General features: G+C 68.2%; 28 protein-coding genes. 10 read left to right on the top strand and 18 right to left on the bottom strand.

The window, feature by feature from the left end; all coding sequences use genetic code 11:
• Window positions 1-21: 21 nt before the first annotated feature.
• Window positions 22-876 carry an SDR family oxidoreductase gene (locus tag DI526_RS08085; protein WP_304276349.1) on the top strand — a complete coding sequence of 285 codons (855 nt, stop codon included), beginning with the start codon at window positions 22-24 and terminating at the stop codon, window positions 874-876.
• Window positions 877-964: 88 nt separating this feature from the next.
• Window positions 965-1,444, top strand: a complete 480-nt coding sequence (locus DI526_RS08080; protein WP_304276347.1) for a recombinase family protein — start codon at window positions 965-967, stop codon at window positions 1,442-1,444.
• Here the strand turns inward: DI526_RS08080 and DI526_RS08075 are convergent.
• The 5 genes from DI526_RS08075 to DI526_RS08055 are packed head-to-tail and all read right to left on the bottom strand — an operon-like array spanning window position 1,441 to window position 5,151.
• Window positions 1,441-2,202, bottom strand: coding sequence for an ABC transporter permease (locus DI526_RS08075; protein WP_304276346.1), 762 nt, complete (start codon window positions 2,200-2,202; stop codon window positions 1,441-1,443). The genes DI526_RS08080 and DI526_RS08075 overlap by 4 nt on opposite strands.
• Complete coding sequence (locus DI526_RS08070) at window positions 2,199-3,182, bottom strand: ABC transporter ATP-binding protein (protein WP_304276417.1); 984 nt, start codon at window positions 3,180-3,182, stop codon at window positions 2,199-2,201. Before DI526_RS08070 ends, DI526_RS08075 begins: the two co-directional genes overlap by 4 nt.
• A 55-nt stretch (window positions 3,183-3,237) precedes the next feature.
• Window positions 3,238-3,699, bottom strand: a complete 462-nt coding sequence (locus DI526_RS08065) for an NfeD family protein (RefSeq protein WP_304276345.1) — start codon at window positions 3,697-3,699, stop codon at window positions 3,238-3,240.
• A gap of 2 nt (window positions 3,700-3,701) precedes the next feature.
• Window positions 3,702-4,694 (bottom strand): SPFH domain-containing protein, encoded by a 993-nt coding sequence (locus DI526_RS08060; RefSeq protein ID WP_304276343.1) that lies wholly within the window; start codon window positions 4,692-4,694, stop codon window positions 3,702-3,704.
• A gap of 31 nt (window positions 4,695-4,725) precedes the next feature.
• Entirely contained in the window at window positions 4,726-5,151 is a 426-nt protein-coding gene (locus DI526_RS08055) for a TIGR02301 family protein (protein ID WP_304276341.1), read from the bottom strand.
• Between the two features lie 181 nt (window positions 5,152-5,332).
• Between DI526_RS08055 and DI526_RS08050 the strand changes: the two genes are divergently transcribed.
• The gene (locus DI526_RS08050) at window positions 5,333-5,542 is read left to right on the top strand and encodes a hypothetical protein (protein ID WP_304276340.1); all 210 of its coding nucleotides are present in this window, start codon (window positions 5,333-5,335) and stop codon (window positions 5,540-5,542) included.
• Between the two features lie 69 nt (window positions 5,543-5,611).
• A complete protein-coding gene (locus tag DI526_RS08045; protein ID WP_304276338.1) occupies window positions 5,612-6,370 on the top strand; it encodes a Crp/Fnr family transcriptional regulator in 759 nt (252 codons plus the stop codon).
• Here the strand turns inward: DI526_RS08045 and DI526_RS08040 are convergent.
• Window positions 6,367-7,332, bottom strand: coding sequence for a nitronate monooxygenase family protein (locus tag DI526_RS08040; RefSeq protein ID WP_304276337.1), 966 nt, complete (start codon window positions 7,330-7,332; stop codon window positions 6,367-6,369). The two genes, DI526_RS08045 and DI526_RS08040, sit on opposite strands and share 4 nt — an antisense overlap.
• 67 nt (window positions 7,333-7,399) lie before the next feature.
• Complete coding sequence (locus tag DI526_RS08035) at window positions 7,400-8,053, bottom strand: glutathione S-transferase family protein (RefSeq protein ID WP_304276335.1); 654 nt, start codon at window positions 8,051-8,053, stop codon at window positions 7,400-7,402.
• 125 nt (window positions 8,054-8,178) lie between these two features.
• Here DI526_RS08035 and DI526_RS08030 point away from each other — a divergent pair, with 125 nt between their 5' ends.
• Window positions 8,179-8,649 carry a helix-turn-helix domain-containing protein gene (locus DI526_RS08030; RefSeq protein ID WP_304276334.1) on the top strand — a complete coding sequence of 157 codons (471 nt, stop codon included), beginning with the start codon at window positions 8,179-8,181 and terminating at the stop codon, window positions 8,647-8,649.
• Between the two features lie 34 nt (window positions 8,650-8,683).
• On the opposite strand, the gene DI526_RS08025 is transcribed toward DI526_RS08030, so the two are convergent.
• From DI526_RS08025 to yaaA, 7 genes are all read right to left on the bottom strand, one after another.
• On the bottom strand, window positions 8,684-8,821 hold the full coding sequence (locus DI526_RS08025; RefSeq protein WP_304276332.1) for a hypothetical protein: 138 nt from the start codon (window positions 8,819-8,821) through the stop codon (window positions 8,684-8,686).
• Between the two features lie 139 nt (window positions 8,822-8,960).
• The gene (locus DI526_RS08020) at window positions 8,961-9,743 is read right to left on the bottom strand and encodes an SDR family NAD(P)-dependent oxidoreductase (RefSeq protein ID WP_304276330.1); all 783 of its coding nucleotides are present in this window, start codon (window positions 9,741-9,743) and stop codon (window positions 8,961-8,963) included.
• 62 nt (window positions 9,744-9,805) lie between these two features.
• A complete protein-coding gene (locus DI526_RS08015) occupies window positions 9,806-10,567 on the bottom strand; it encodes a site-2 protease family protein (protein WP_304276328.1) in 762 nt (253 codons plus the stop codon).
• A gap of 76 nt (window positions 10,568-10,643) precedes the next feature.
• A complete protein-coding gene (locus tag DI526_RS08010) occupies window positions 10,644-11,066 on the bottom strand; it encodes an NUDIX hydrolase (protein WP_304276327.1) in 423 nt (140 codons plus the stop codon).
• Window positions 11,063-12,124, bottom strand: a complete 1,062-nt coding sequence (locus tag DI526_RS08005; protein ID WP_304276326.1) for a patatin-like phospholipase family protein — start codon at window positions 12,122-12,124, stop codon at window positions 11,063-11,065. The genes DI526_RS08010 and DI526_RS08005 overlap by 4 nt, the downstream gene beginning before the upstream one ends.
• Before the next feature lie 9 nt (window positions 12,125-12,133).
• Window positions 12,134-12,931, bottom strand: coding sequence for a 3-hydroxybutyrate dehydrogenase (locus DI526_RS08000; protein ID WP_304276324.1), 798 nt, complete (start codon window positions 12,929-12,931; stop codon window positions 12,134-12,136).
• Window positions 12,932-13,028: 97 nt separating this feature from the next.
• Window positions 13,029-13,796: a peroxide stress protein YaaA gene (gene yaaA, locus DI526_RS07995; protein WP_304276323.1), complete on the bottom strand. Its 768-nt coding sequence runs from the start codon at window positions 13,794-13,796 to the stop codon at window positions 13,029-13,031.
• 135 nt (window positions 13,797-13,931) lie between these two features.
• Between yaaA and DI526_RS07990 the strand changes: the two genes are divergently transcribed.
• Genes DI526_RS07990 through DI526_RS07980 form a run of 3 tightly spaced genes read left to right on the top strand, consistent with a single transcriptional unit; the run spans window position 13,932 to window position 15,036 of the window.
• Complete coding sequence (locus DI526_RS07990) at window positions 13,932-14,384, top strand: hypothetical protein (RefSeq protein WP_304276321.1); 453 nt, start codon at window positions 13,932-13,934, stop codon at window positions 14,382-14,384.
• On the top strand, window positions 14,381-14,677 hold the full coding sequence (locus DI526_RS07985; RefSeq protein ID WP_304276319.1) for a transcriptional regulator: 297 nt from the start codon (window positions 14,381-14,383) through the stop codon (window positions 14,675-14,677). The genes DI526_RS07990 and DI526_RS07985 overlap by 4 nt, the downstream gene beginning before the upstream one ends.
• Window positions 14,678-14,718: 41 nt before the next feature.
• Window positions 14,719-15,036 carry a hypothetical protein gene (locus tag DI526_RS07980; protein WP_304276318.1) on the top strand — a complete coding sequence of 106 codons (318 nt, stop codon included), beginning with the start codon at window positions 14,719-14,721 and terminating at the stop codon, window positions 15,034-15,036.
• Here DI526_RS07980 and DI526_RS07975 read toward each other — a convergent pair.
• Window positions 15,011-16,420 carry an FAD-binding oxidoreductase gene (locus tag DI526_RS07975; RefSeq protein WP_304276316.1) on the bottom strand — a complete coding sequence of 470 codons (1,410 nt, stop codon included), beginning with the start codon at window positions 16,418-16,420 and terminating at the stop codon, window positions 15,011-15,013. The two genes, DI526_RS07980 and DI526_RS07975, sit on opposite strands and share 26 nt — an antisense overlap.
• 68 nt (window positions 16,421-16,488) lie before the next feature.
• On the opposite strand from DI526_RS07975, the gene DI526_RS07970 reads away from it, so the two are divergent.
• Together DI526_RS07970 and DI526_RS07965 are read left to right on the top strand one after the other, a co-directional pair.
• The gene (locus DI526_RS07970; RefSeq protein WP_304276314.1) at window positions 16,489-16,758 is read left to right on the top strand and encodes a type II toxin-antitoxin system VapB family antitoxin; all 270 of its coding nucleotides are present in this window, start codon (window positions 16,489-16,491) and stop codon (window positions 16,756-16,758) included.
• A complete protein-coding gene (locus DI526_RS07965; protein ID WP_304276312.1) occupies window positions 16,755-17,147 on the top strand; it encodes a type II toxin-antitoxin system VapC family toxin in 393 nt (130 codons plus the stop codon). The genes DI526_RS07970 and DI526_RS07965 overlap by 4 nt, the downstream gene beginning before the upstream one ends.
• Before the next feature lie 20 nt (window positions 17,148-17,167).
• On the opposite strand, the gene DI526_RS07960 is transcribed toward DI526_RS07965, so the two are convergent.
• The 3 genes from DI526_RS07960 to DI526_RS07950 form a co-directional block, all read right to left on the bottom strand.
• Window positions 17,168-18,145 (bottom strand): L-threonylcarbamoyladenylate synthase, encoded by a 978-nt coding sequence (locus DI526_RS07960; RefSeq protein WP_304276311.1) that lies wholly within the window; start codon window positions 18,143-18,145, stop codon window positions 17,168-17,170.
• On the bottom strand, window positions 18,076-19,383 hold the full coding sequence (locus DI526_RS07955) for a YceI family protein (protein ID WP_304276309.1): 1,308 nt from the start codon (window positions 19,381-19,383) through the stop codon (window positions 18,076-18,078). Before DI526_RS07955 ends, DI526_RS07960 begins: the two co-directional genes overlap by 70 nt.
• A gap of 72 nt (window positions 19,384-19,455) precedes the next feature.
• Window positions 19,456-20,088: a YceI family protein gene (locus DI526_RS07950; protein WP_304276307.1), complete on the bottom strand. Its 633-nt coding sequence runs from the start codon at window positions 20,086-20,088 to the stop codon at window positions 19,456-19,458.
• Between the last annotated feature and the right edge of the window lie 57 nt (window positions 20,089-20,145).

Genomic DNA, 20,145 nt, shown 5'->3' with positions numbered 1-20,145 from the left:
CCGCTGAGAAGGAGCAGGAACATGACGACCATCGCCGTCACCGGAGCCACCGGCCAACTGGGCCGCCTGGCTATTGGACAACTGAAGACCCGCGCGCCGGGCGAGACGGTCGTCGCCCTGGCCCGGGATCCGGCCAAGGCCGCCGATCTCGGCGTCCAGGCCCGAGCCGCCGACTACGACAAGCCCGAGACGCTCGCCGCCGCCCTCGTCGGCGTCGATGTCCTGCTGCTGATCTCCAGCGACGCGATCGGCCAGCGCGTGGACCAGCACCGCAACGTAATCGAGGCCGCCAAGGCCGCGGGGGTGAAGCGGATCGCCTATACGAGCATCCTGCACGCCGACGACACCCCGATCGGCCTGGGCGTCGAACACCGCGCCACCGAGGCGCTGATCCGCGAGTCCGGCCTCGCCTACACCCTGCTGCGCAACAGCTGGTACCTAGAGAACTACGCCGGCGCGATCGCCGGCGCGCTCCACGCCGGCGCCTTCGTCGGCAGCGCGGGCGAAGGCCGGATCTCCGCCGCCACACGGGCCGACTATGCCGACGCGGCCGCCGTGGTGCTGACCAGCGACGGGCACGAGGGCAAGACCTACGAACTGGCGGGCGATGAGGCCTTCACCATGGCCGAGCTCGCCGCCGAGACCTCGCGCCAGACCGGTCGCACCCTGCCCTACAACAACCTGCCGGAAGCCGCCTACGCCGAGGTCCTGACCGGCATCGGCCTGCCCGCCCCTCTGGCCGCGGGCCTCGCCCAGGCCGACGCCGGCGCCGCCCGGGACGCGCTGTTCGACAACGATCGGCAGCTGTCGCGCCTGATCGGTCGCCCGACCACGCCTTGGACGGCGTTCGTCGCCGGCGTTCTGGAGTCGCTCTGAGACCGAGCCGCCGCGACCGCTCGCGAAGTCTGTGGGCGGTAGTAGTTTTCCGCTCGCCAGGGCGTGGCGGGTTTGCGATGGGCGGACGATGAAATTCGTCGGCTACTATCGCATCCCGCCCGCACCGGGGGTGTTCTTCAGCCCCGCCCAGGAGGAGCGCCTGCTGCTGCTGGGCTGCGAGCAGGTGTTCAGCGACCGCTGCCTGGCCTCGGGCGTCGTGCGTCCCGGGCTGGAGCGGGCCCTGGACGCGCTGGCGCTCGGCGGCGTCCTGGCCGCGCCCAGCCTCCACGCTCTGGGCGGCGATCTCGTCGCGGTGATGGATGTGGCTCTGAAGCTGCGCGCCCGCGGCCTGCACCTGATCGTCCAGCAGCCCGAGATCGACACGCGCGCAGACCCCGGCTTCTTCGAGGCCTGCGCGGCCCTGGCCGGCTTCAACGGCGAGCGCGCCATGATCCGTAGGGCCGAGACCGCCCTGGTCGCCAAGGGCGCCAAGGCGGGCGGGATGAAGGGACTGAAGGCAGCGGTCCCGGCCGAGGCGGAGGACGCCGAACACGAGGACGAAGACTAGACCTTCAGGCGATAGCCCGTGCGGAAGATCCACCAGACCGCGCTCAGGCATACCGCCAGGAACACCGCGGTCATGCCAAGGCTGACGCCGACCCCGACGTCCGACTGGCCGTAGAAGGCCCAGCGGAAGCCGCTGATCAGATAGACCACCGGGTTGAACAGGGTGATCTTCTGCCAGACCTCCGGCAGCATCTTGATCGAGTAGAAGCTGCCGCCCAGGAAGGTCAGCGGCGTGACGATCAGCAGCGGCACGATCTGCAGCTTCTGGAAGTCGTCGGCCCACACCCCGATGATGAAGCCGAACAGGCTGAAGGTCACCGAGGTCAAAACGAGGAACAGCAGCATCACGAACGGGTGGGCGATCTCGAAGGGCACGAAGATCCGCGCCGTGGCCAGGATCAGGAGGCCCAGGCAGATCGACTTCGTGGCGGCCGCCCCGACATAGCCGGCCACGGCCTCGTACCAGGCGACGGGGGCTGACAGCAGCTCGTAGATCGTACCGGCCCACTTGGGCATGTAGATGCCGAACGAGGCGTTGGAGATGCTCTCGCTGAGCAGCGACAGCATGATCAGGCCCGGGACGATGAAAGCCCCGTAGCTGACGCCGTCGATGGCCTGCATGCGCGAGCCGATCGCCGAGCCGAACACAACGAAATAGAGGCTGGTCGACAGCACCGGCGAGATGACGCTCTGGGCCAGGGTGCGGAACCACCGCGCCATCTCGAACTTGTAGATGGCCTTGATCGCGTAGAGGTTCATTGCGGCGCCCTCACCAGGCTGACGAAGATGTCTTCCAACGAGCTCTGGTCGGTCTTCAGGTCCTTGAACTCGACACCCTGCTCCGACAGCCGCTTGAGCAGGTCGGCGACGCCGGTGTCCTCGGCCTGTCCGTCGAAGGTGTAGACGAGATCGGCGCCGTCGTTCGCGAGAGCCAGGGACGGATCAGACAGGCTCGCCGGCAGGGCCGCGAGCGGCTCCTTGAGATGTACGGTCAGCTGCTTCTTGCCCAGCTTGCGCATCAGGACGGTCTTGTCCTCGACGAGGATGATCTCGCCCTTGTTGATCACCCCGATCCGGTCGGCCATCTCCTCGGCCTCCTCGATGTAGTGGGTGGTCAGGATGATGGTGACGCCGCTTTCGCGAAGCTTGCGGACCATCTCCCACATGTCGCGGCGCAGCTCGACGTCGACGCCGGCGGTGGGCTCGTCCAGGAACAGGATGGTAGGCTCGTGGCTCAGCGCCTTGGCGATCATCACGCGGCGCTTCATGCCGCCCGACAGCGCCATGATCTTGCTGTCCTTCTTGTCCCACAGCGACAGGTCGCGAAGGATCGTCTCGATCAGGGCGTCGTTGCGCGGCTTGCCGAACAGACCGCGCGAGAAGCTGACCGTGGCCCAGACCGTCTCGAAAGAGTCGGTGTGCAGTTCCTGGGGCACCAGGCCGATCTTGGTCCGCGCGGCGCGGTAGTCGCGGACCACGTCGTGGCCGTCGGCGGTCACCGTCCCCCGGCTGGGATTGACGATGCCGCAGATGATGCTGATCAGCGTGGTCTTGCCGGCGCCGTTGGGTCCCAGCAGCGCGAAGATCTCGCCCTTTTCGATGTCGAGATCGATCGTCTTCAGCGCCTGGTGGCCGGACGCATAGGTCTTGTTCAGACCCTTAACCGAGATGATGGAGGTCACGCCGTCTCCCTCAAAGCGTGAAGCGGATGCGACCGACCGGTCGCTCGCGGCACAGATGGTGCGGCGACGCGCCAATAACAGGGGCCAGCGCCGCTTTTGTCGTCGGCGCGGCTCAGTGAACGACCGGACGCACCTTCAGCACCGCGCCGTCGACGCCCGTGACGACCACCGTCTGCTCGAGCAGCGGCGCCGCCCCGTCGCTTTCCGCCGCCCAGTCCTTGCCGTCGACGAAGACACGGCCGCGCCCCTGCTCGAACGCGGACATCGCCTGACCGTGCTGGCCGACCAGCCGCTGCAGGGGATCGTTCAGGTCGGGACTGGTGGGCTCCAGCACCGGTCGCAGGAACCGGCGCGCCAGATAGGTCGAGGCGATGGTCAGCACGGCGAACAGGCCGACCTCCAAGGCCAGCCCCGGATGCAAGGCCTCGGCCAGCAGGCCGACGACGAAGGCGCAGGCGGCCGGCCACAGCAGCCAGCCGGTGCCCGTGGCCACCTCGATCGCCAGCAGCAGGGCGGCCAGGGCCAGCCAGGGCCAGAACGGGTGCGACGCATAGAGGGTCTGCAAAGCGCCCATGGTCAGGCCCCGCGCTTGCCGCCGGTCGGCGTGCTGGTGGCGGTGGGCGAGGCAGGTCTCGGCGTCGGCGACGGACGCGACGGCGGATCGGCGCCCAGGCTCTTGATCAGCTCGCCTACGCCCGCGACCGTCCCGGTCAGGCCGGCGAAGTCAGCCGGCACGATCACGGTCTTCTGCTGCGGACTCCTGGCCAGCTCGCCGAAGGCTTCGACGTACTTCTGGGCGATGAAGTAGTTGATCGCGTTGACGTCGCCCTTCGAGATGGCCTCGGAGACGAAGGCCGTCGCCTTCGCTTCGGCCTCGGCTTCACGCTCGCGGGCCTCGGCGTCGCGGAAGGCGGCCTCGCGGCGGCCCTCGGCCTGCAGGATGGCCGACTGCTTCTGGCCCTCGGCGCGCGCGATCTGGGACTGCTTCTCGCCTTCCGCCTCGGTGATCACCGCGCGCTTCTCGCGCTCGGCCTTCATCTGGCGGGCCATGGCGTTGGTGATGTCCGGCGGCGGCGTCAGGTCCTTGATCTCGATCCGCGCGACCTTGACGCCCCAGGGGCCGGTGGCGTGGTCGATGGTCGACAGCAGGCGGGTGTTGATCGCGTCGCGCTGGCTCAGGACCTCGTCCAGCTCCATCGAACCAACGACGGTCCGCAGGTTGGTCTGGGCCAGTTGGGTGATCGCGTAGATCAGGTTGTCGACGCGATAGGCCGCCGCCGCGGCGTCCATGACCTGGATGAAGACGATCGCGTCGACCTTCACCGACACGTTGTCCTTGGTGATGACCTCCTGCTGCGGGACGTCCAGCACCTGCTCCATCATGTTGACCTTGCGCCCGATCGTCTCGACGAACGGCGTGAGGATGCTGATGCCGGGCTTGAGGGTCCGGGTGTAGCGACCGAACCGCTCCACGGTGAATTCGCGCCCCTGGGGCACGATCTTGATCACGCTGATCACCAGGACGAACGCCAGGACCAGCAGGATCAGAACAACTATCGAGACGCCCAAGACGCCCTCCTCCACAATCTTGCGGTTGAGGTTAGCGCGCCGTTTCGGCGTCCGCCACGGAATCCGGCGCCGGCGGGTCGCGACGGACCTGGATCGTGGCGTGCGCGAGTTTCAGGGCCAGGGCCTGGCCGCGCCGGGCCACCTCGGCCTCGGCCTTGTGGCCTGCCTCGTCGCAGGCTTGTCCTCGTCGGGCGACGAACCCCGCGTTGAAACGTTCGCGAAGCTGAGCCTCCAGCATGGCGCCCGGCCGCTCGACCTGGACCAGCCGCATCAGCCGAGCGCGCCAGGACTGGTCGTCCTCGCCTTCACACGCCTGCCGCAGGGCGTGCCCCTCCCCGAGCGCATAGGCTAGCTCCAGAAGGCGCTGGCGCTGATCGGCCGGCCGATCCTGCGCCACGGCCGGCCCAGCGGCTAAAAGCGCCGTCGCGAGAAGACCGGAGAGAAGCGGGCGAACCATGCGCCCGGTTATCGCCAACCGCGCGCCGCCTTGTCACCCGCGGATCGCCGAAAGACGGGCAAATCTTCGCCGCTTCTGGGGACAAAGAGTCCACCGGTGTCAGAAAAAGCTTTAGCGATAAAGCACTTGCGCCAACCGCCGATCGGGCGTTCCCTGTGGATTACTGCAAGGAGGTCTAGCCATGACTGAGGTGCATTACGGCGTTGTCCGCGTTGGCGACCACTGGTCGATTATCGGCGAACACCTGCGTTTCGGGGCCTACGAAACCCCCGACGCGGCCCGGGCCGCGGTGCTTCGGCTCGCCGAACACCCCGCCGGCCTGGGCCTCCCTGTCGTGCTTCACGAAGAGGATGAAAGCTGGAAGCCCGCAAACCTCGAGGCGCTCAGCTGATACGTCATTGGGAGGCCCTCGGAAACTAAGCCGTGAGCTGTGCGCTTAAGCACCGTCACGGAGATTTCCATGTCAGCCACCGCCCGTCTTTCCCGCGGAGCCGCAGGCGGCGAAGACGCGCCGCCCTTCTCGGCCAACCGACTGCTGGCCGCCCTGCGTCCCGACGCCCTCGAAACCCTTTCCCCCTATCTGATCCTTGTCGATCTGCCCCAGGACGAGGTCCTTTTCGACGCGGGTGACGACGTCGAGCACACCTACCTGCCCTGCGGTCCCACCCAGGCCTCGCTGCTGGTCGTCACGTCCGATGGGCAGGAAATCGAGGCGGCGAGCATCGGCCATGAAGGCGCCATAGGCGGCATGGTCAGCGCGGGGTTCAAGCCGGCCTATGGCCGCGCCGTCGTCCGCGTTCCCGGTTACGCCTTTTGCGTGCCCACCGCGCGGCTCGAGGAGGTCAAGAACCGCTCGCCGGTCGTGGCCGACCTGTTCGACCGCTACGCCGACGTGTTTATCGCCCAGATGATGCAGGTCGCCGCCTGCAACGCCCTCCACCCGATCGAGCAGCGCGCCTGCCGCTGGCTGCTGTTCGCCCATGACCGCTCGGGCGACGAGCCGATCCGGCTGACGCAAGAAACCCTCGCCCAGATGCTGGGCGTGCAGCGCACGACGATCAGCGCCGTGGCGCGCAGCCTGCAGGATTCCGGCCTGATCCACATCGGCCGCGGGCGGGTCGAGGTGCTGGACCGACCAGGCCTGGAGAAACGCGCCTGCGAGTGCCACGACGCGGTCGAGGCCCACTTCCGCCGGGTGTTGCCGAAGGTCGCGGACTAGACGCGGCAGGCGTTGGCCCGCGCCAAGGCCGTCTCTGCTTCCTGCATCAACCGGACGACAAGCTCGCCGGCCGGCGGGGCGTCGTGGATCCCGCCGGCGCTCTGGCCCATGGCGAAGCAGGACTTGTCGGGGTCGAGGCCTTCGATCTGCCCGCCGATGCCGCCCATCGCGCCGTTGCGGATCGAGATCATCGCCTGCTGCGGGAAGGGCTGGATTTCGGTGGGCCTCGCCTCCCAGTCTTCGACGTAAGGATTTTTCTTCACCCGCATCGGCTTGCCGGAGTAGCAGCGCGTGCGGACCGTCTCCTCGTCGGAAGCCTCGATCACGGCCTGGCGGTAGAGATCGCCGGCGTGGGCCTCGGCCGAGGCGATGAAGCGCGTGCCCATCCATACGCCCTGCGCGCCCAGCGCCAGCGCCGCCGCCAGACCACGACCGTCGTAAAGCCCGCCCGCGGCGACCACGGGGATCTTCACGGCCTCGACCGCCTGGGCGACCAGGGGCAAGGTGCCAACGAGGCCCGTGTGCCCGCCGCCCTCGCCGCCCTGGCAGATGACGGCGTCGCAGCCTGCGGCTTCGGCCTTCACCGCGTGCTTCACCGCGCCGCAAACGACCATGACCTTTAGGCCGGCGGCCTTTAACCGCGCGATGATCGGGGACGGCACGCCCAGCCCGGCGACGAAGGAACTCGCCCCTTCCTCGATGATGACCTCGACGCTAGCGGTCAGGGCGTCAGGCGTGGCGGCCAGCAGGTCGACGCCAAACGGCTTGTCGGTCAGGGCGCGAACCTCGCGCATCTGGCTGCGGATGAAGTCGGGCGAGGTCCCGGCCATGCCTAGGACGCCATAGCCGCCGGCGTTCGACACCGCCGCCGCCAGGGGCGCATAGGAGACACCGCCCATGCCTGCCAGCAGGATCGGATGCTCGATATCCAGAAGACCGCAGAGCGGCGTGCGCAGCCCCATGCCCGTTCCTCCCATGTTTTGCGGAAGGATCAGGGCGAGCCGACGGCGTCACAAGCCTGCCGCGAGGTCAGTCTCGGTCCGGCGCCCCCAGGGGGAAGAGCGCGCGATAAGGCCGCCCTTCCTCCACGCAGCGCCGCATCGACGGCCGGTCCAACAGCCGAGCGCGATAGGCCCCCACCTTGGGAAACGCCTCCCCAATCGGACGCACCCAGTCCGCGTAGAATAGCGACGCCGCGGCTGCGCAGTCGGCCATGGTGAAATCGTCGCCCGCGGCCCAAGGGCCGTCGAGCTGCCCCTCCAACCATCCGTAAGCCGTATCCAAGGCGACGGCGGCTTCGGCCATCGCTTCCCTGCGACCGCCGTCGGGACGCAATGACTCGAACACCGGGACCTGCATCGGCGTCATGACGTAGTGGTCGAAGAAGCGATCGAGGAAGCGCACCCTCAGCGCGGCCTTCGGATCCTCGGGCAATAGCGCCACCGCCCCAGGGTGAAACAGATGCAGGTGCTCGATGATGATGCTGGACTCCACCACGGTGACGCCATCGTCCACCAGGACAGGAAAGCGGCCCAGCGGCCAGAGGCCCTGACGCTCCTCCATGGCGGCGGGATCCTCGGGGCCCAGCAGCCGGTAGGTGAACGGCAGATCGTTTTCGTAGAACGCGATCTGGACCTTCTGGCAGTAGGACGAGAAGGGATGGGCATAGAGGGTCAGTGACACGGGCCGCCTCAATCCGATTGCAATTTGCAAGCAGTTGATGCTTAGAGGCGCTGCTCCTACATCGCAACCAGTTTCTCGGAGCGAAAATGTCCCTCCCGCCTCACCGATCCGGCTGCCCCATCAATTTGACGCTCGAACTGCTGGGGGATCGCTGGAGCCTGATCGTCCTGCGCGACGTGATGTTCGGCGGTCGGCGCCACTACCGGGAACTGCTGAACCGGTCCGAGGAGGGCATCGCCTCCAACGTGCTGGCCGATCGGCTCAAGCGCCTGGTCGCCAACGGCCTTCTGTCACGCGTCGATGACCCCAGCCACAAGCAGAAGGGCGTCTACAGCTTGACGGAACCATCGATCCAGTTGGTGCCGCTGCTGGCGCAGATGGGGGCGTGGGGCAGACGACACACGCCGACCACGCCGGAACTGGCGATCCGCGCCGAGCTTCTGGAGGCCGGTGGGTCGGCGATGTGGGAGGCGTTCATGGACGAATTGCGCGCCATCCACCTGGGCGCGGAGCCTCCGCCGCGCTCGGTGAGCGCAGAACTCCAGGCGGCTTTCGAGAAGGCATGCGCCGTGGCTTCAGAGATCGCGCGCCCTTGATCTGGTAAGCGCGCTCCGAACGACAATCGGAACCCTAGTCGCGGCGGACCAGTTCGGCCTCGACGTCGGTGTCGTGGGTCCAGAAGCAGGCCATCATGCCGGTGAAGGCCAGGGCCAGCATCATCAGAAAGCCGCGCGGCGGCGCCAGGCTGACAACGTCTTGGGGCGTCATCGTTCTCTCTCGTTTCCTCGCGACGCCCGGATCTGATGTCCAGGCTGCCACAAGGGAAGTTTCTCACCACCGCGCAGGTTCCGCAACCCCCTGTTTTCAATAGGGTTTCAATGGACCGCAGAGTCCAAGAAACGCATTCTTAGAAGATCGAGTATCCGCCATCGATGACGATGGTCGTGCCCGACTGGTAGCTGGAGGCGTCAGAGGCCAGATAGACCGCCATGCCGCCGAAGTCGTCGGGCTCGCCCCAGCGGCGGGCGGGAACCCGGGGAATGACCTTCTCGGCGAAGGCGCTGTTGCCTTGCGCCCCAGCGGTCATGTCGGTGGCGATCCAGCCCGGCAGGATGGCGTTGGCCCGGACGCCGTAGCGGGCGTGCTCGACCGCGACCGACTTGATCATCGAGATCACCGCGCCCTTGGTGGCGGCGTAGGCCTCGTTCTTGGCCGCGCCCTCGATGGCGGCCAGCGAGGCGATCCCGACCAGCGAGCCGCCCGGATCACCGGCCTTGGCGCGTTCGACCATGTGCCGGCAGGCCTCGCGCAGGGTGAAGAAGACGCCGTCCAGATTGACCGACAGCACCTTGCGATAGACCTCGGTCTTCATCTCGACGAAGGACGGCGAGCCGTAGCCGATGCCAGCGTTGGCGAAGACGGCGTCGACGCGGCCCATGGCGGCCACCGCCTCCTCCATGCCTTCGCGGACCTGGGCCTCGTCGGCGACGTCGACGGTCTGGGCCTTCACGCGCACGCCCAGCGCCGTGAGTTCCTGCTCGGCGGTCTGGTTGCGCTCGGGATTGGAGCCCCAGATGACGATGTCGGCGCCGGCCTGGGCCATCGCCTTGGCCATGCCGAGGCCGATGCCGCGATTGCCGCCGGTGACCAGGGCCACCTTGCCCGACAGGTTGAACGGCGCGTAGGCCATGACGATCCTCCCCTCATTATCTTGAACACTTGTTTGAAGGGGAGGCGATCAGCTGCCGAAGGTCAAGACCCCCAGAAGTGGAAGGTCCGCCAGCCGTCGCCGATCGCCGCGCGCGGCACGCCCAGAAGGTCGGTGACCGTCAGGGCGGCCTTGAAGATCAGGTCGCTGACGCCGGGGACGAAGAAGATCAGGGCGAACAGCAGCAGGAATCCGACGCGCTCGACCTTGATCAACCTCGCGCGGACGCCGTCGGGCAGGAACGGCCGAAGGACGCCATAGCCGTCTAGGCCTGGAACGGGCAGCAGATTCAGCACGAAGGCCGTGGCCTGCAGGAAGGCCAGAAGCGCCAGGGCGTGGCGTAGCGGCGGCGCGGCGACAAACGGCAGGGCCGCGGCGATGGCGACCAGCACCAGCAACGTCCCCAGCGGCCCGGCCAGCGAGGCCAAAGACCGCCAGCCGCGCGACCGCATGAGGTCCTCGCGCAGATAGACCGCGCCGCCGGGGAAGCCGATGCCGCCCAGGGCCAGGGCGATCAGCGGAATGACGATGGTGGTGGCGAGGTCGGAGTATTTCAGCGGGTCGAGGGTCAGGTAGCCCTTCTCCACGATGGTGGTGTCGCCGGCCTTGTAGGCGGTCAGGGCGTGGCCGAACTCGTGGATCCCGACGCTGAACACCCAGGCGGCGGCCACGAAGGCGAAGGTGATCACGCCGGCGGGCGGAAGCCCGGCCCCGACCGCCCAGCCGAGGCCCACGCAGGCGGCCAGCAGGATCAGGGCGTTGGGGCTGATGGAGAAGCGGGGCGCTGGGGCGTCGAGCTGGGTCATGGAAGAGATGTCGGGGGAATGAAGCGTGAGCGCAAGCGCCTCTCCTCCCCCGCGATGCGGGGGGGGGGGGGGAGAACTACCCCCCAAACCGCTCGTAAGCCTCGGCGATCACCCGCCGCGTCTCGTTCCACTCCACCAGGGCCATCGCCTCCTCGCGCGAGACGAACCGGGCGTCCGCCGCGTCGTCGCCGGCCACGGGCTCGCCGCCGGTCCAGCGGGCGGCATAGTCGATCAGGACGTAGTGACGGGTGATCTCCCCGCCGGGACGCGCCGGAAACACCCCGTCGATCACGTCGATCAGGCCCAGGAGCTCGGCGTCGACGCCGGTCTCCTCCTTCAGCTCGCGCAAGGCGGCGGAAGCCGTCGTCTCACCCCACTCCAGGCGCCCGCCCGGCAGGCTCCACTGGTGGAGGCGCGGCGGTGTTCCGCGCTTGATCAACAGCACCTGGTCGCCGCGCAGGCAGACGACCCCGACCGTCGGCACGGGATGCGGGCTCACGGAAACCCGACCTTCAGGTCGACGCTGGACTTGACGCCGATGCAGGTCCCGCAGTCGGCGAGCCAGGCGTCGGCGGCGGCGCGGCCGCGCTCCTTCAGGTCGCTGAGAAAGCTCCACTCGGTGTTGAACTTGGTCGACAGCGACAGGTCCGCCAGCGGCTTGTCGGCGGTGATGGCGTGAACCAGCATCCGCCGGTAGCGGCCCCGGGCGTTGTCCTTCAGCAACCCCTCGTCCAACAGCTTCTGGACGAAGCCGATGGCCCGCAGCTCGGAAGCCAGGGAGGCGTTGAAGGTGATCTCGTTCAGCCGGTCCATGATCTCGCCCGGGGTCTTGGGCGTCTCCTCGCGGACGAACGGATTGAGGCTGACGATCAGGATGTCGTCGGGCGTGTCCTCGTAGAACAGCGGCCAGAGGGCCGGATTGGCCAGGAAGCCGCCGTCCCAATAGGGCTCGCCGTCGATCTCGACCGCCTGGAACAGTTGGGGCAGGCAGGCGCTGGCCATGATATGGCGCGCGGTCAGTTCGGTTTCGCGGAAGATCCTGGACTTGCTGGTGCGGATGGCCGTCGCCGAGATGAACAGCTTCACCGGCGAGCGCTCGCGCAACGCCTTGAAGGTGATCTCGGCCTCCAGCACGTCGTGCAGGGGGTTCAGGTTGAACGGATTGAACTCATAGGGGCTGAACGACAGGGCCAGGGTCTCGGCCATTCGCCAGCCGGGCGTGTTCTTCCACCAGTCGACGCCGCCGGAGAAGGCGCTGGTCCAGATCGAGGTGTCGCCGAAGACGTTGCGGCCGCCCGAACGGTTCACCTGCCGCCAGAACGAGTCGAGCCTGGCCTTGGCCCCGGCCTTGCCATCGTCGATCAGGCCCTGGGCCAGACAGACGGCGTTCATGGCGCCGGCCGAGGCGGCGGTGACCGCCCGGATCTCCAGGTCCTCTTCCTCAAGCAGGCGGTCCAGTACGCCCCACTCGAACGCCCCATGCGCGCCGCCGCCCTGCAGCGCCAGGCTCAGGGCGCGGCCGGTGGGCTTCTTACGCGTGAAGGGCGGGATGGGCACCCGCTAAGCCTATTGCGCGACCCAGCCGCCGTCGACCTGGAAAGCCGCGCCGTTGGCCGAGGCCCCGGCGTCCGACACCAGATACAGCAGCATGCCCGCCAGCTGCTCGAAGGTGACGAACTGCTTGGTCGGCTGGGCGGCCAGGATGACGTCCTTCATCACCGCCTCTTCCGAAATGCCGCGCGCCTTGGCCTGGTCGGCGATCTGGGCCTCGACCAGCGGCGTCTTCACGAAGCCGGGGCAGATGGCGTTGCAGGTTATGCCGTGGGTCGCGACCTCGAGCGCGACCGTCTTGGTCAGGCCCATGATGCCGTGCTTGGCCGCCACATAGGCCGACTTGAACGGCGAGGCGACCAGGGCGTGGGCCGAGGCGATGTTGACGATCCGCCCGCGCCCCTGCTCCTTCATGATCGGCACCGCCGCCTTGGTGGCGTGGAAGGCCGAGGAGAGGTTGATGGCGATGATCAGGTCCCACTTGTCGTCCGGGAACTCCTCGATCGGGGCCACATACTGGACGCCGGCGTTGTTGACCAGGATATCCAGCTCGCCGAACTCGGCCTTGGCCGCCTTGACCATGTCGGCGATCTCGATCGGCTTGGTCATGTCGGCGCCGTGATACAGCACCTCGACGCCGTGCTTTTCGGCCATCTCCGAGCGGGCGCGCTCGATGGCGTTCATTTCGCCGAGGCCGTTCATGACGATGTTGCAGCCTTGGGCCGCGAGCGCGTCGGCCAGGGCGTGGCCGATGCCGCTGGTCGAACCGGTGACGATGGCGACCTGCCCTTGCAAACCGAAATCGACGGCCATTCACGCGCTCCTGGATGACGCACCAACGATGTTGCGGCGCAACATATCGCTCGCCCTCGCGAAGGGCGAGGGGCTATAAATTCACCAATAGATGAATTTAAGGCTGCGGGCGAGCGAAAACCCAGTCGGCGTCCGTCGAGAGCGACGGCTGGAAGCGATAGCCGTCCAGGTCGAAACCCTTCAGGCCCTCGGCGCGGTCGATGCGGTTGTCGATGACGTAGCGCGCCATGCGGCCGCGGGCCTTCTTGGCGAAGAAGCCCAGCACGCGCAGCTCGCCGGCCTTCTCCTCCTTGAAGTGGCAGGTGACGACCGGCAGCTTCAAAGCCTTGGCGTCGACGGCGCCGAAATATTCCTGGCTGGCCAGGTTCACCAGGGTCGGGTCGGCGTGGCCTGCGGCGGCGGTGTTCAGGGTCTGGGAGATCGTCTCGCCCCAGTAATCGTAGAGGTTATGGCCGCGCTTGGTCTTCAGCCGCGTGCCCATCTCCAGGCGATAGGGCTGCAGGGCGTCGAACGGGCGCAGCACGCCATAAAGGCCCGACAGGATGCGCAGGTGGTCCTGCGCCCACTCCAGCGACGGCCGGTCCAGCTCGCGCGCGGCCAGGCCCGCATAGACGTCGCCGTTGAAGGCGATGATCGCCTGCAGCCCGTCCTCCAGTTCCGAGTCGAAGGCCTGGAAGCGCTCGCGGTTCAGCTTGGCCAGGGCGTCGGAGATGTGCATCAGACGCTTCAGGTCGGCCGCCGTCAGCTTGCGCGTCACCTTGGCCAGCTCGGCGATCTGGCCCTTCAGCTCAGGCGTCGTCAGCGGCAGGGCCTGGGCGGGCGCGGTGAAGTCCAGAGACTTGGCGGGCGAGATGACCATCAGCATGGCCGGGGAGATAGAGGCTTCGGAGGCGCGGCGCTAGGTGGGAGCAGCATCACTTTCCAGATCGGAAAGTTTTCACTTGCCAAGATGGAAAGCGACCCGCTATGACTTTCCGCAATGGAAAGTAAGGAGGTCGCGATGACCCGAGACGAAGACGCGTTGCGCATGCTGGCCGAGGTCGAGGCCGCCAACGCCGACATGGCCGAGCGCGCCAAGGCGCCGGTCTGGTATCACCCGGTGCTGGGCCTGCTGATGGGCGGACTTGCCGTAGCCCAGGCTGTGCCGATCGTATGGCAATACGCCTACTTCCCTATCTGCGGGTTGGGCATTTGGCTCTTGGTGAAGTCCTACGTCCGTAAGACCGGCATGTGGGTTTACGGCTATCGCGCCGGCCGGACGCGGATCGTCGCTGTCGCGCTAGCCACCCTGACAGGCGCAACCATGCTGACATCGGGCTGGCTGTTCCACATGAAGCATGTCAGCTACGCGCCCTATGTCGCCGGCGCGATCATCGCGGTGATGGCGACCATCGGCGGCTTCGTCTGGGAGGCCGCCTTCCGCGCCGACCTGCGCGACGGACGCCCGCTGTGAGCGCCGAGCTCGATCCCGTGATCCACGCCCCCAACCGCCTGCAGATGTGCTGCATGCTGGCCGCCGTCGACACCATCGACTTCGCCACGGTCCGCGAGGCCCTCGACGTCTCGGAGTCGGTGCTTTCCAAGCACGTGAAGACATTGGAGGAGGCCGGCTATGTGAAGGTCAAGAAGGCCACCTCAGACGGGCGTCAACGCACCTGGCTCTCCCTGTCGAAGCCCGGCAGGGAGGCGCTGAAGGGCCATCTGGCGGCGCTAAGGGCGATGATGGCGGGAGTGCCGGAGGGCTGAGACTCCTCGACCTCGTTACGCGGCGAGGGTATCAGCGGGTCATGCAGACCCTTGGCCTCGCCGCCGCCCTCGCCTGGCCGCTTCCGATGATCGTCGCCCTGTTCCTGGTCCTCCGCGATCGGGGACTGAAGTTCCGTCCGGTCTGGGCGGTGATGTGCTTTGTCGGGGTCGGGGCGTTCTGGATGGAGCAGGCGACCGGCCGGTGGGGCTTCATCCCGTGGGCGATCAACCTGCTGCCAGGATCGCAGCCGGGCTTCTACAAGGCCACGATCCCCGCCGGGGCGTTCGCGGTGATGCTCGTGCTGTTCCTGCGCGCCCGCAAGCGCGCGGCGGCTAGAACAGCACCCGGGGGTTCATGATCCGCTTGGGGTCCAAAGCCTGGCGGATCGACCGCAGGGCCGCGACCTCGATAGGGTCCTTGTAGGTCAGGGCCTCGGCCGTCTTCATCGCGCCCAGGCCGTGTTCGGCGCTGATCGAGCCAGAGAATCCGGCGGCGATGTCGTGGACGATCTTGGCGCCGGCCTCGCGCTGGACGTCGTGGGCGTCGTCGTCGGCGCCGACGGGCTTGAGCACGTCGTAGTGGACATTGCCGTCGCCCACGTGGCCGAAGGCGATGATCCGCGTCCCCGGGAAGGCCTGCTCGATCGCGGCGTCGGCGCGGGCGATGAAGTCCGGGATCTTCGAGACCGGCACCGACACGTCGTGCTTCCACACAGCCCCCTCCGGCTTTTGCCCGGCGGAGTGGCCCTCGCGGATGTGCCAGAAGGCCTTCATTTGCGTTTCGGTCTGGGCCACGGCGGCGTCGGCGATCAGGCCGCTCTCCAGCGCCCCGGTCAGCAGCCGCTCCAAGGCCGCCTCGGCCGCGCCGGGCTCGCCGCTGGCGATCTCGATCAGGACGTACCAGGGATGCTCGGTCGGCAGCGGATCGCGCAGGCCCGGCACGTTGCGGACCGTCAGGGCGAAGCCCAGCAGGCCCATCAGCTCGAAGGCCTCGACCGAGCCACCGGTCTCCTCCTTGGCCCGCGCCAACAGCTGGATGGCGTCGGCGGGCGAGCCCAGGCCGACGATCGCCACGGCCCGCGAGGCGAGCGGGGCCTGGATCTTCAGGCTGGCGGCGGTGACGATTCCGAGCGTGCCCTCGGCGCCGATCAGCAGCTGCTTCAGATCGTAGCCGGTGTTGTCCTTGCGCAGGCGCTTGAGGCCATTCCAGATCTCGCCATTGGGCAGCACCGCCTCGATGCCCAGCACCTGCTCGCGCATCATGCCGTAGCGCAGGACCGCCGTGCCGCCGGCGTTGGTCGAGATCAGGCCGCCGATCGTGCAGGAGCCTTCCGAGGCGACGCCGACCGTGAAGCGGCGACCGACCTTGGCGGCCTGCTGATGGGCCTCGTAGAGGGTGACGCCCGCCTCCAGCACCATGGCGTCGTCGATCGGATCGACGTCACGCACGGCGGTCAGCTTGCGGGTCGAGAGCAGGATCTCGCCGTGGGGGATCTGGCCCGCGACGAGGCCGGTGTTGCCGCCTTGGGGCGTGATCGCCACGCCCTCGGCCGCACAGATCCCGACCACGGCGGCGACCTCGGCCGTCGTGCGCGGGGTGACCAGCAGCGGCGTCTCGCCCTTCCAGCGGCCGCGCCACTCGACCAGCAGCGGCGCGACAACGTCCGGATCCTGACTCCAGCCGCCCTCGCCGAGCACGGCTTTCAAACGCGAGACGACATCGGCGGGAACGGGCTTGGTCATGGCCTGGGAGGATACGCTTTTAGCGGCCGGCTGGATAGTATATCCTGGGTTATATACCGGAGGGCGCGATGGGCATCTTCATCAAGAACCCCGAGACCGAGAAGCTCGTACGCGAGATCGCCACCCTGCGAGGAACCACGATCACCAGCACGATTGACGCCCTGGCGCGCGAGGCGCTGGCGCGGGAGCGGCAAACGCCAAAACGGCTCAGCGTCGCGGAACTGCAGGCCTTGACGGATCGGGTCGTGACTCCGGCCGCTCGGGCGGGCCTGTTGGCGCCGATCACCAAGACGGACTTCGACGAGATCAACGACCTTCCCGGCCTGCCGACCGCATGAGGCTGGTCGTCGACACCTCCGCGCTCGTGGCGATCATCACCGGCGAGCCTGAGCGTGCGGCCTTCCTGGGCGTCCTCGCACAAGGCGACGAGATGCTGCTGTCCGAGATCAACTACGCCGAGGCCGGCATCGTGCTGGTCGCCCGGGGCTATCTGGCCGACCAGCAAGCCTTCGACACCTGGCTCGAAGGGGCGCGGATCCAGGTCGCGCGCGAGCCGGCTCTGCACGAGCCGGCGCTGAAGGCCTACCTCGCCTACGGCAAGGGTCGACATCCCGCCGGCCTGAACCTCGCCGACAGCTTCGCCTACGCCCTCGCCAAGACGCTCGACGCGCCCCTGCTCTACAAGGGCGACGACTTCGCCCTCACCGATATTCGCGCGGCGCTCTGACGCCGCGAGGAAAGAGGCCTTTAGCCGATGAAGCCGGCCGCGCGACGCAGCCGGTCGTTGATCGCCTCGCCCAGGCCCTCCTCGGGGATGGGCGCGACGGCGATGGCCGAGGGGTGGGTGCGGTCGGCGGCGCGAAGATACGAGAACAGGTTCGCCGCCGCCTCGGCCAGATCGCCCCTGGGGCTGAGATTGAACACCCCCTCGCCGCTCGCCCCGCCGCCAAAGGCCAGGAAGGCTTCGCCTGGCTTGGCCGCCTTGGCGTTGATCCGCACCGGCGCGTCCGGGGCGTAGTGCAGGGCCAGGCGCCCCGGCGAGCGCTTGGCGTCATCGTCCGCCTCGGCCAAGGGGCCGACGATCTGCTGCAGCTGGACGCGGGTCACGGCGCCCGGCCGCAGCAGGCGGGCCTGCCCGTCCAGCACGGAGACGACGGTCGACTCCAGGCCCACCGCGCACGGCCCGCCGTCCAGCGCCGCGGCCGCCTTGTCGCCGGTCTCGGACACGGCGTCGGCATAGGTGGTGGGGCTGGGACGACCTGAGCGGTTGGCCGAGGGCGCGACCACGGCGCCGCCGAACGCGGCCAGCACGGCGCGGGAGATCGGATGGCGCGGCACGCGGATGGCGACGGTGTCGAGGCCGGCGCGGGCCAGGTCGCAGACCGCCGAGGCGTCCCTGATCGGCGCGACGATGGTCAGCGGCCCCGGCCAGAATTCGCGGGCGAGATCCCGCGCCCGCTGGTCGAACTCGGCGATCCGCTCGGCGGTCTCCAGGTCGGCGACGTGGGCGATCAGCGGGTTGAAGCGCGGCCGGCCCTTGGCCTCGAAGATCGCCGCGACGGCGGTGGGATTGGCCGCGTCGGCGCCCAGGCCATACACGGTCTCGGTCGGCAGGATGACGAGACCGCCGACGCGCAAGGCGCCGGCGGCGGCGCCTATTTCCGCTTGGCGGTCAGCGAGAAGCTGACCTTCACCTTGGCCGCGATCTGATCCGTAGACGCCCATTCGCCCTGTCCAACCCCGAACGTGGTCCGGTCGAGGGTGGTTACACCGCGCGCGGTCGCCGTGTCGCCGACGATCTTCAGGGAAAACGGCAGGCTGACCGGCTTTTTCACGCCGCGCAGGTCCAGTGTGCCGTCGGCGACATACTGGCCCTCGCCCGCCTTGCGGAACTTGGTGGCCGTGAAGGTGGCCTTCGGGTGGGTCGCGGTGTCGAAGAAGTCGCCGCTCGGCAGGCTCTGGTCGCGCTGGTCGTCGCCGGTGACGGCCGAGGCCATGTCGACGCTGACCGTCAGCTTCGAGCGGTCCAGGGCGTCGGGCGAGAACAGGATGTCTGCGGTCCAGCGGTTGAAGCGCCCCTCGACCGGCGTCCCGGACCAGGTGGCCGAGAAGGTCAGGCTGGCGCCCTTCTGGACGGTCCAGGCGACGGGATCCTTGAGCGCGGGCGGGGCTTCGACGGCGGCGGCTTCAGGCTTGGCGGTTTCGGCGGCCGGAGCGGCCTGCTCGACAGGCGCGGGCGCGGCGGGCTCGGCCGGCGCCGCGGCCTCGGCGGGCGGCGGCGGCAGGGCCACCGGCTTGGCGGCCTTGACCGTCGGGGTGAACAGGTAGGCGGCGGCGACCACGGCGGCGAGACCGGCGGCGGCCAGCCAGGCGCGCGGCTCCTTCAGGCCTGGCTTGGCGCCCGGGGCCATGTTCTGGAACACCTCGTCCTTGTCGAGCACCTGGTGTTTGGCCACCGCGCCCAGGTGCAGGAGCAGCAGCAGATAGGTCAGCTTCACAAGGACGCCGTGACCGATCTCGCCGAACTCGTGCCAGGCGTGCTTGGGACCGGCGGCCAGCTCGGGCAGGCCCGGCAGGTGCGGCCACGGAATCACGCCCCACCACAGGGTCGGCACCACCACGCGGCTGGTCGAGACCAGGATCCAGCCGGTCAGCGGCAGGCCGATCATGATCACGTAGAAGCCCACATGCACGAGCTTCGAGGCGATCTGTTCCCAGCGCGGCTGGTGGACCGGCGGCGCCGGGGTGCGGTTGAAGATTCGCCAGGCCAGGCGCGCCACGCTGAGCAGCAGGATCGTGAAGCCGATCGACTTGTGCAGCTGGAACAGGGCGAAGGTCGTCGGCGAGCCCTTGGGCCCGTCGCCCATGCGCCAGCCGATGATGATCTGGAAGATGATGGCCGCGGCGATCAGCCAGTGAAGAACAATCGCCACCGTGGTGTAGCGCGTGCGGGTCGCGGCCATCGGGTACTCCGGGCAGTCGTGGAAGAAACGCGCCGCGCCGATCCCACGGGACCGGCGCGGCGCGCCAATAGCTTACTTCTTGTCGAACTCGACTTCGATGCTCAGCGCGACGTCGTCGCCGACCAGCGGGACGTACTTGGTGACGCCGTAGTCCGAACGCTTGATCGTCGTCGAGGCCGAGAAGCCGGTCTTGACGCTGCCCGGGGCGAAGCTGGAGCCGACGCCGTTGAAGGTGACGTCCAGCACGATCGGCTTGGTCACGCCGTGCAGGGTGAAGTCGCCATAGACCTTGCCGGTCTGGCCCGCGCCCGGCTCGACCTTGGTCGAGACGAAGGTGGCCGTCGGGAACTTGTTGGCTTCCAGCCAGCCGTCGCCGGCCAGCTCCTTGTTGAACTTCAGGCCGAACTCGTCGGCGCCGGTGGCGGTGTCGATCGAACCCGGATCGATGGTCACCTTGATCTTGGCGTCCTGCGGGGCCTTGGGATCATAGTCGAAGCTGGCGTCGACCTTGGTGAAGCGGAACTGGTAGTTCGAGAAGCCCATGTGCTTGATCTTGGCCACGACCGAGGCGTGGGTCTTGTCGAGCACGTAGTGGCCGGCCGGCAGGTCGGCGGGCTTGGTGGAGGTGACGCCCGGCGCGGCCAGGGCGGCCGGGGCGGCGAGCAGGGTCGCCGCGAGGGCGGCATAGGCGTAAGGACGGAACATCGGGCAGTGTCTCCTTCGAACTAGAACAGGACTAGTTACGGTTCCCCGACTTAATCA

It is taken from the genome of Caulobacter segnis (assembly GCF_003243465.1).
In the GTDB taxonomy this organism is placed as follows: Bacteria; Pseudomonadota; Alphaproteobacteria; order Caulobacterales; family Caulobacteraceae; genus Caulobacter; species Caulobacter segnis_A.
Note: the sequence above shows the minus strand (reverse complement) of the source record. Positions and strands in the feature narration are given on the sequence as shown.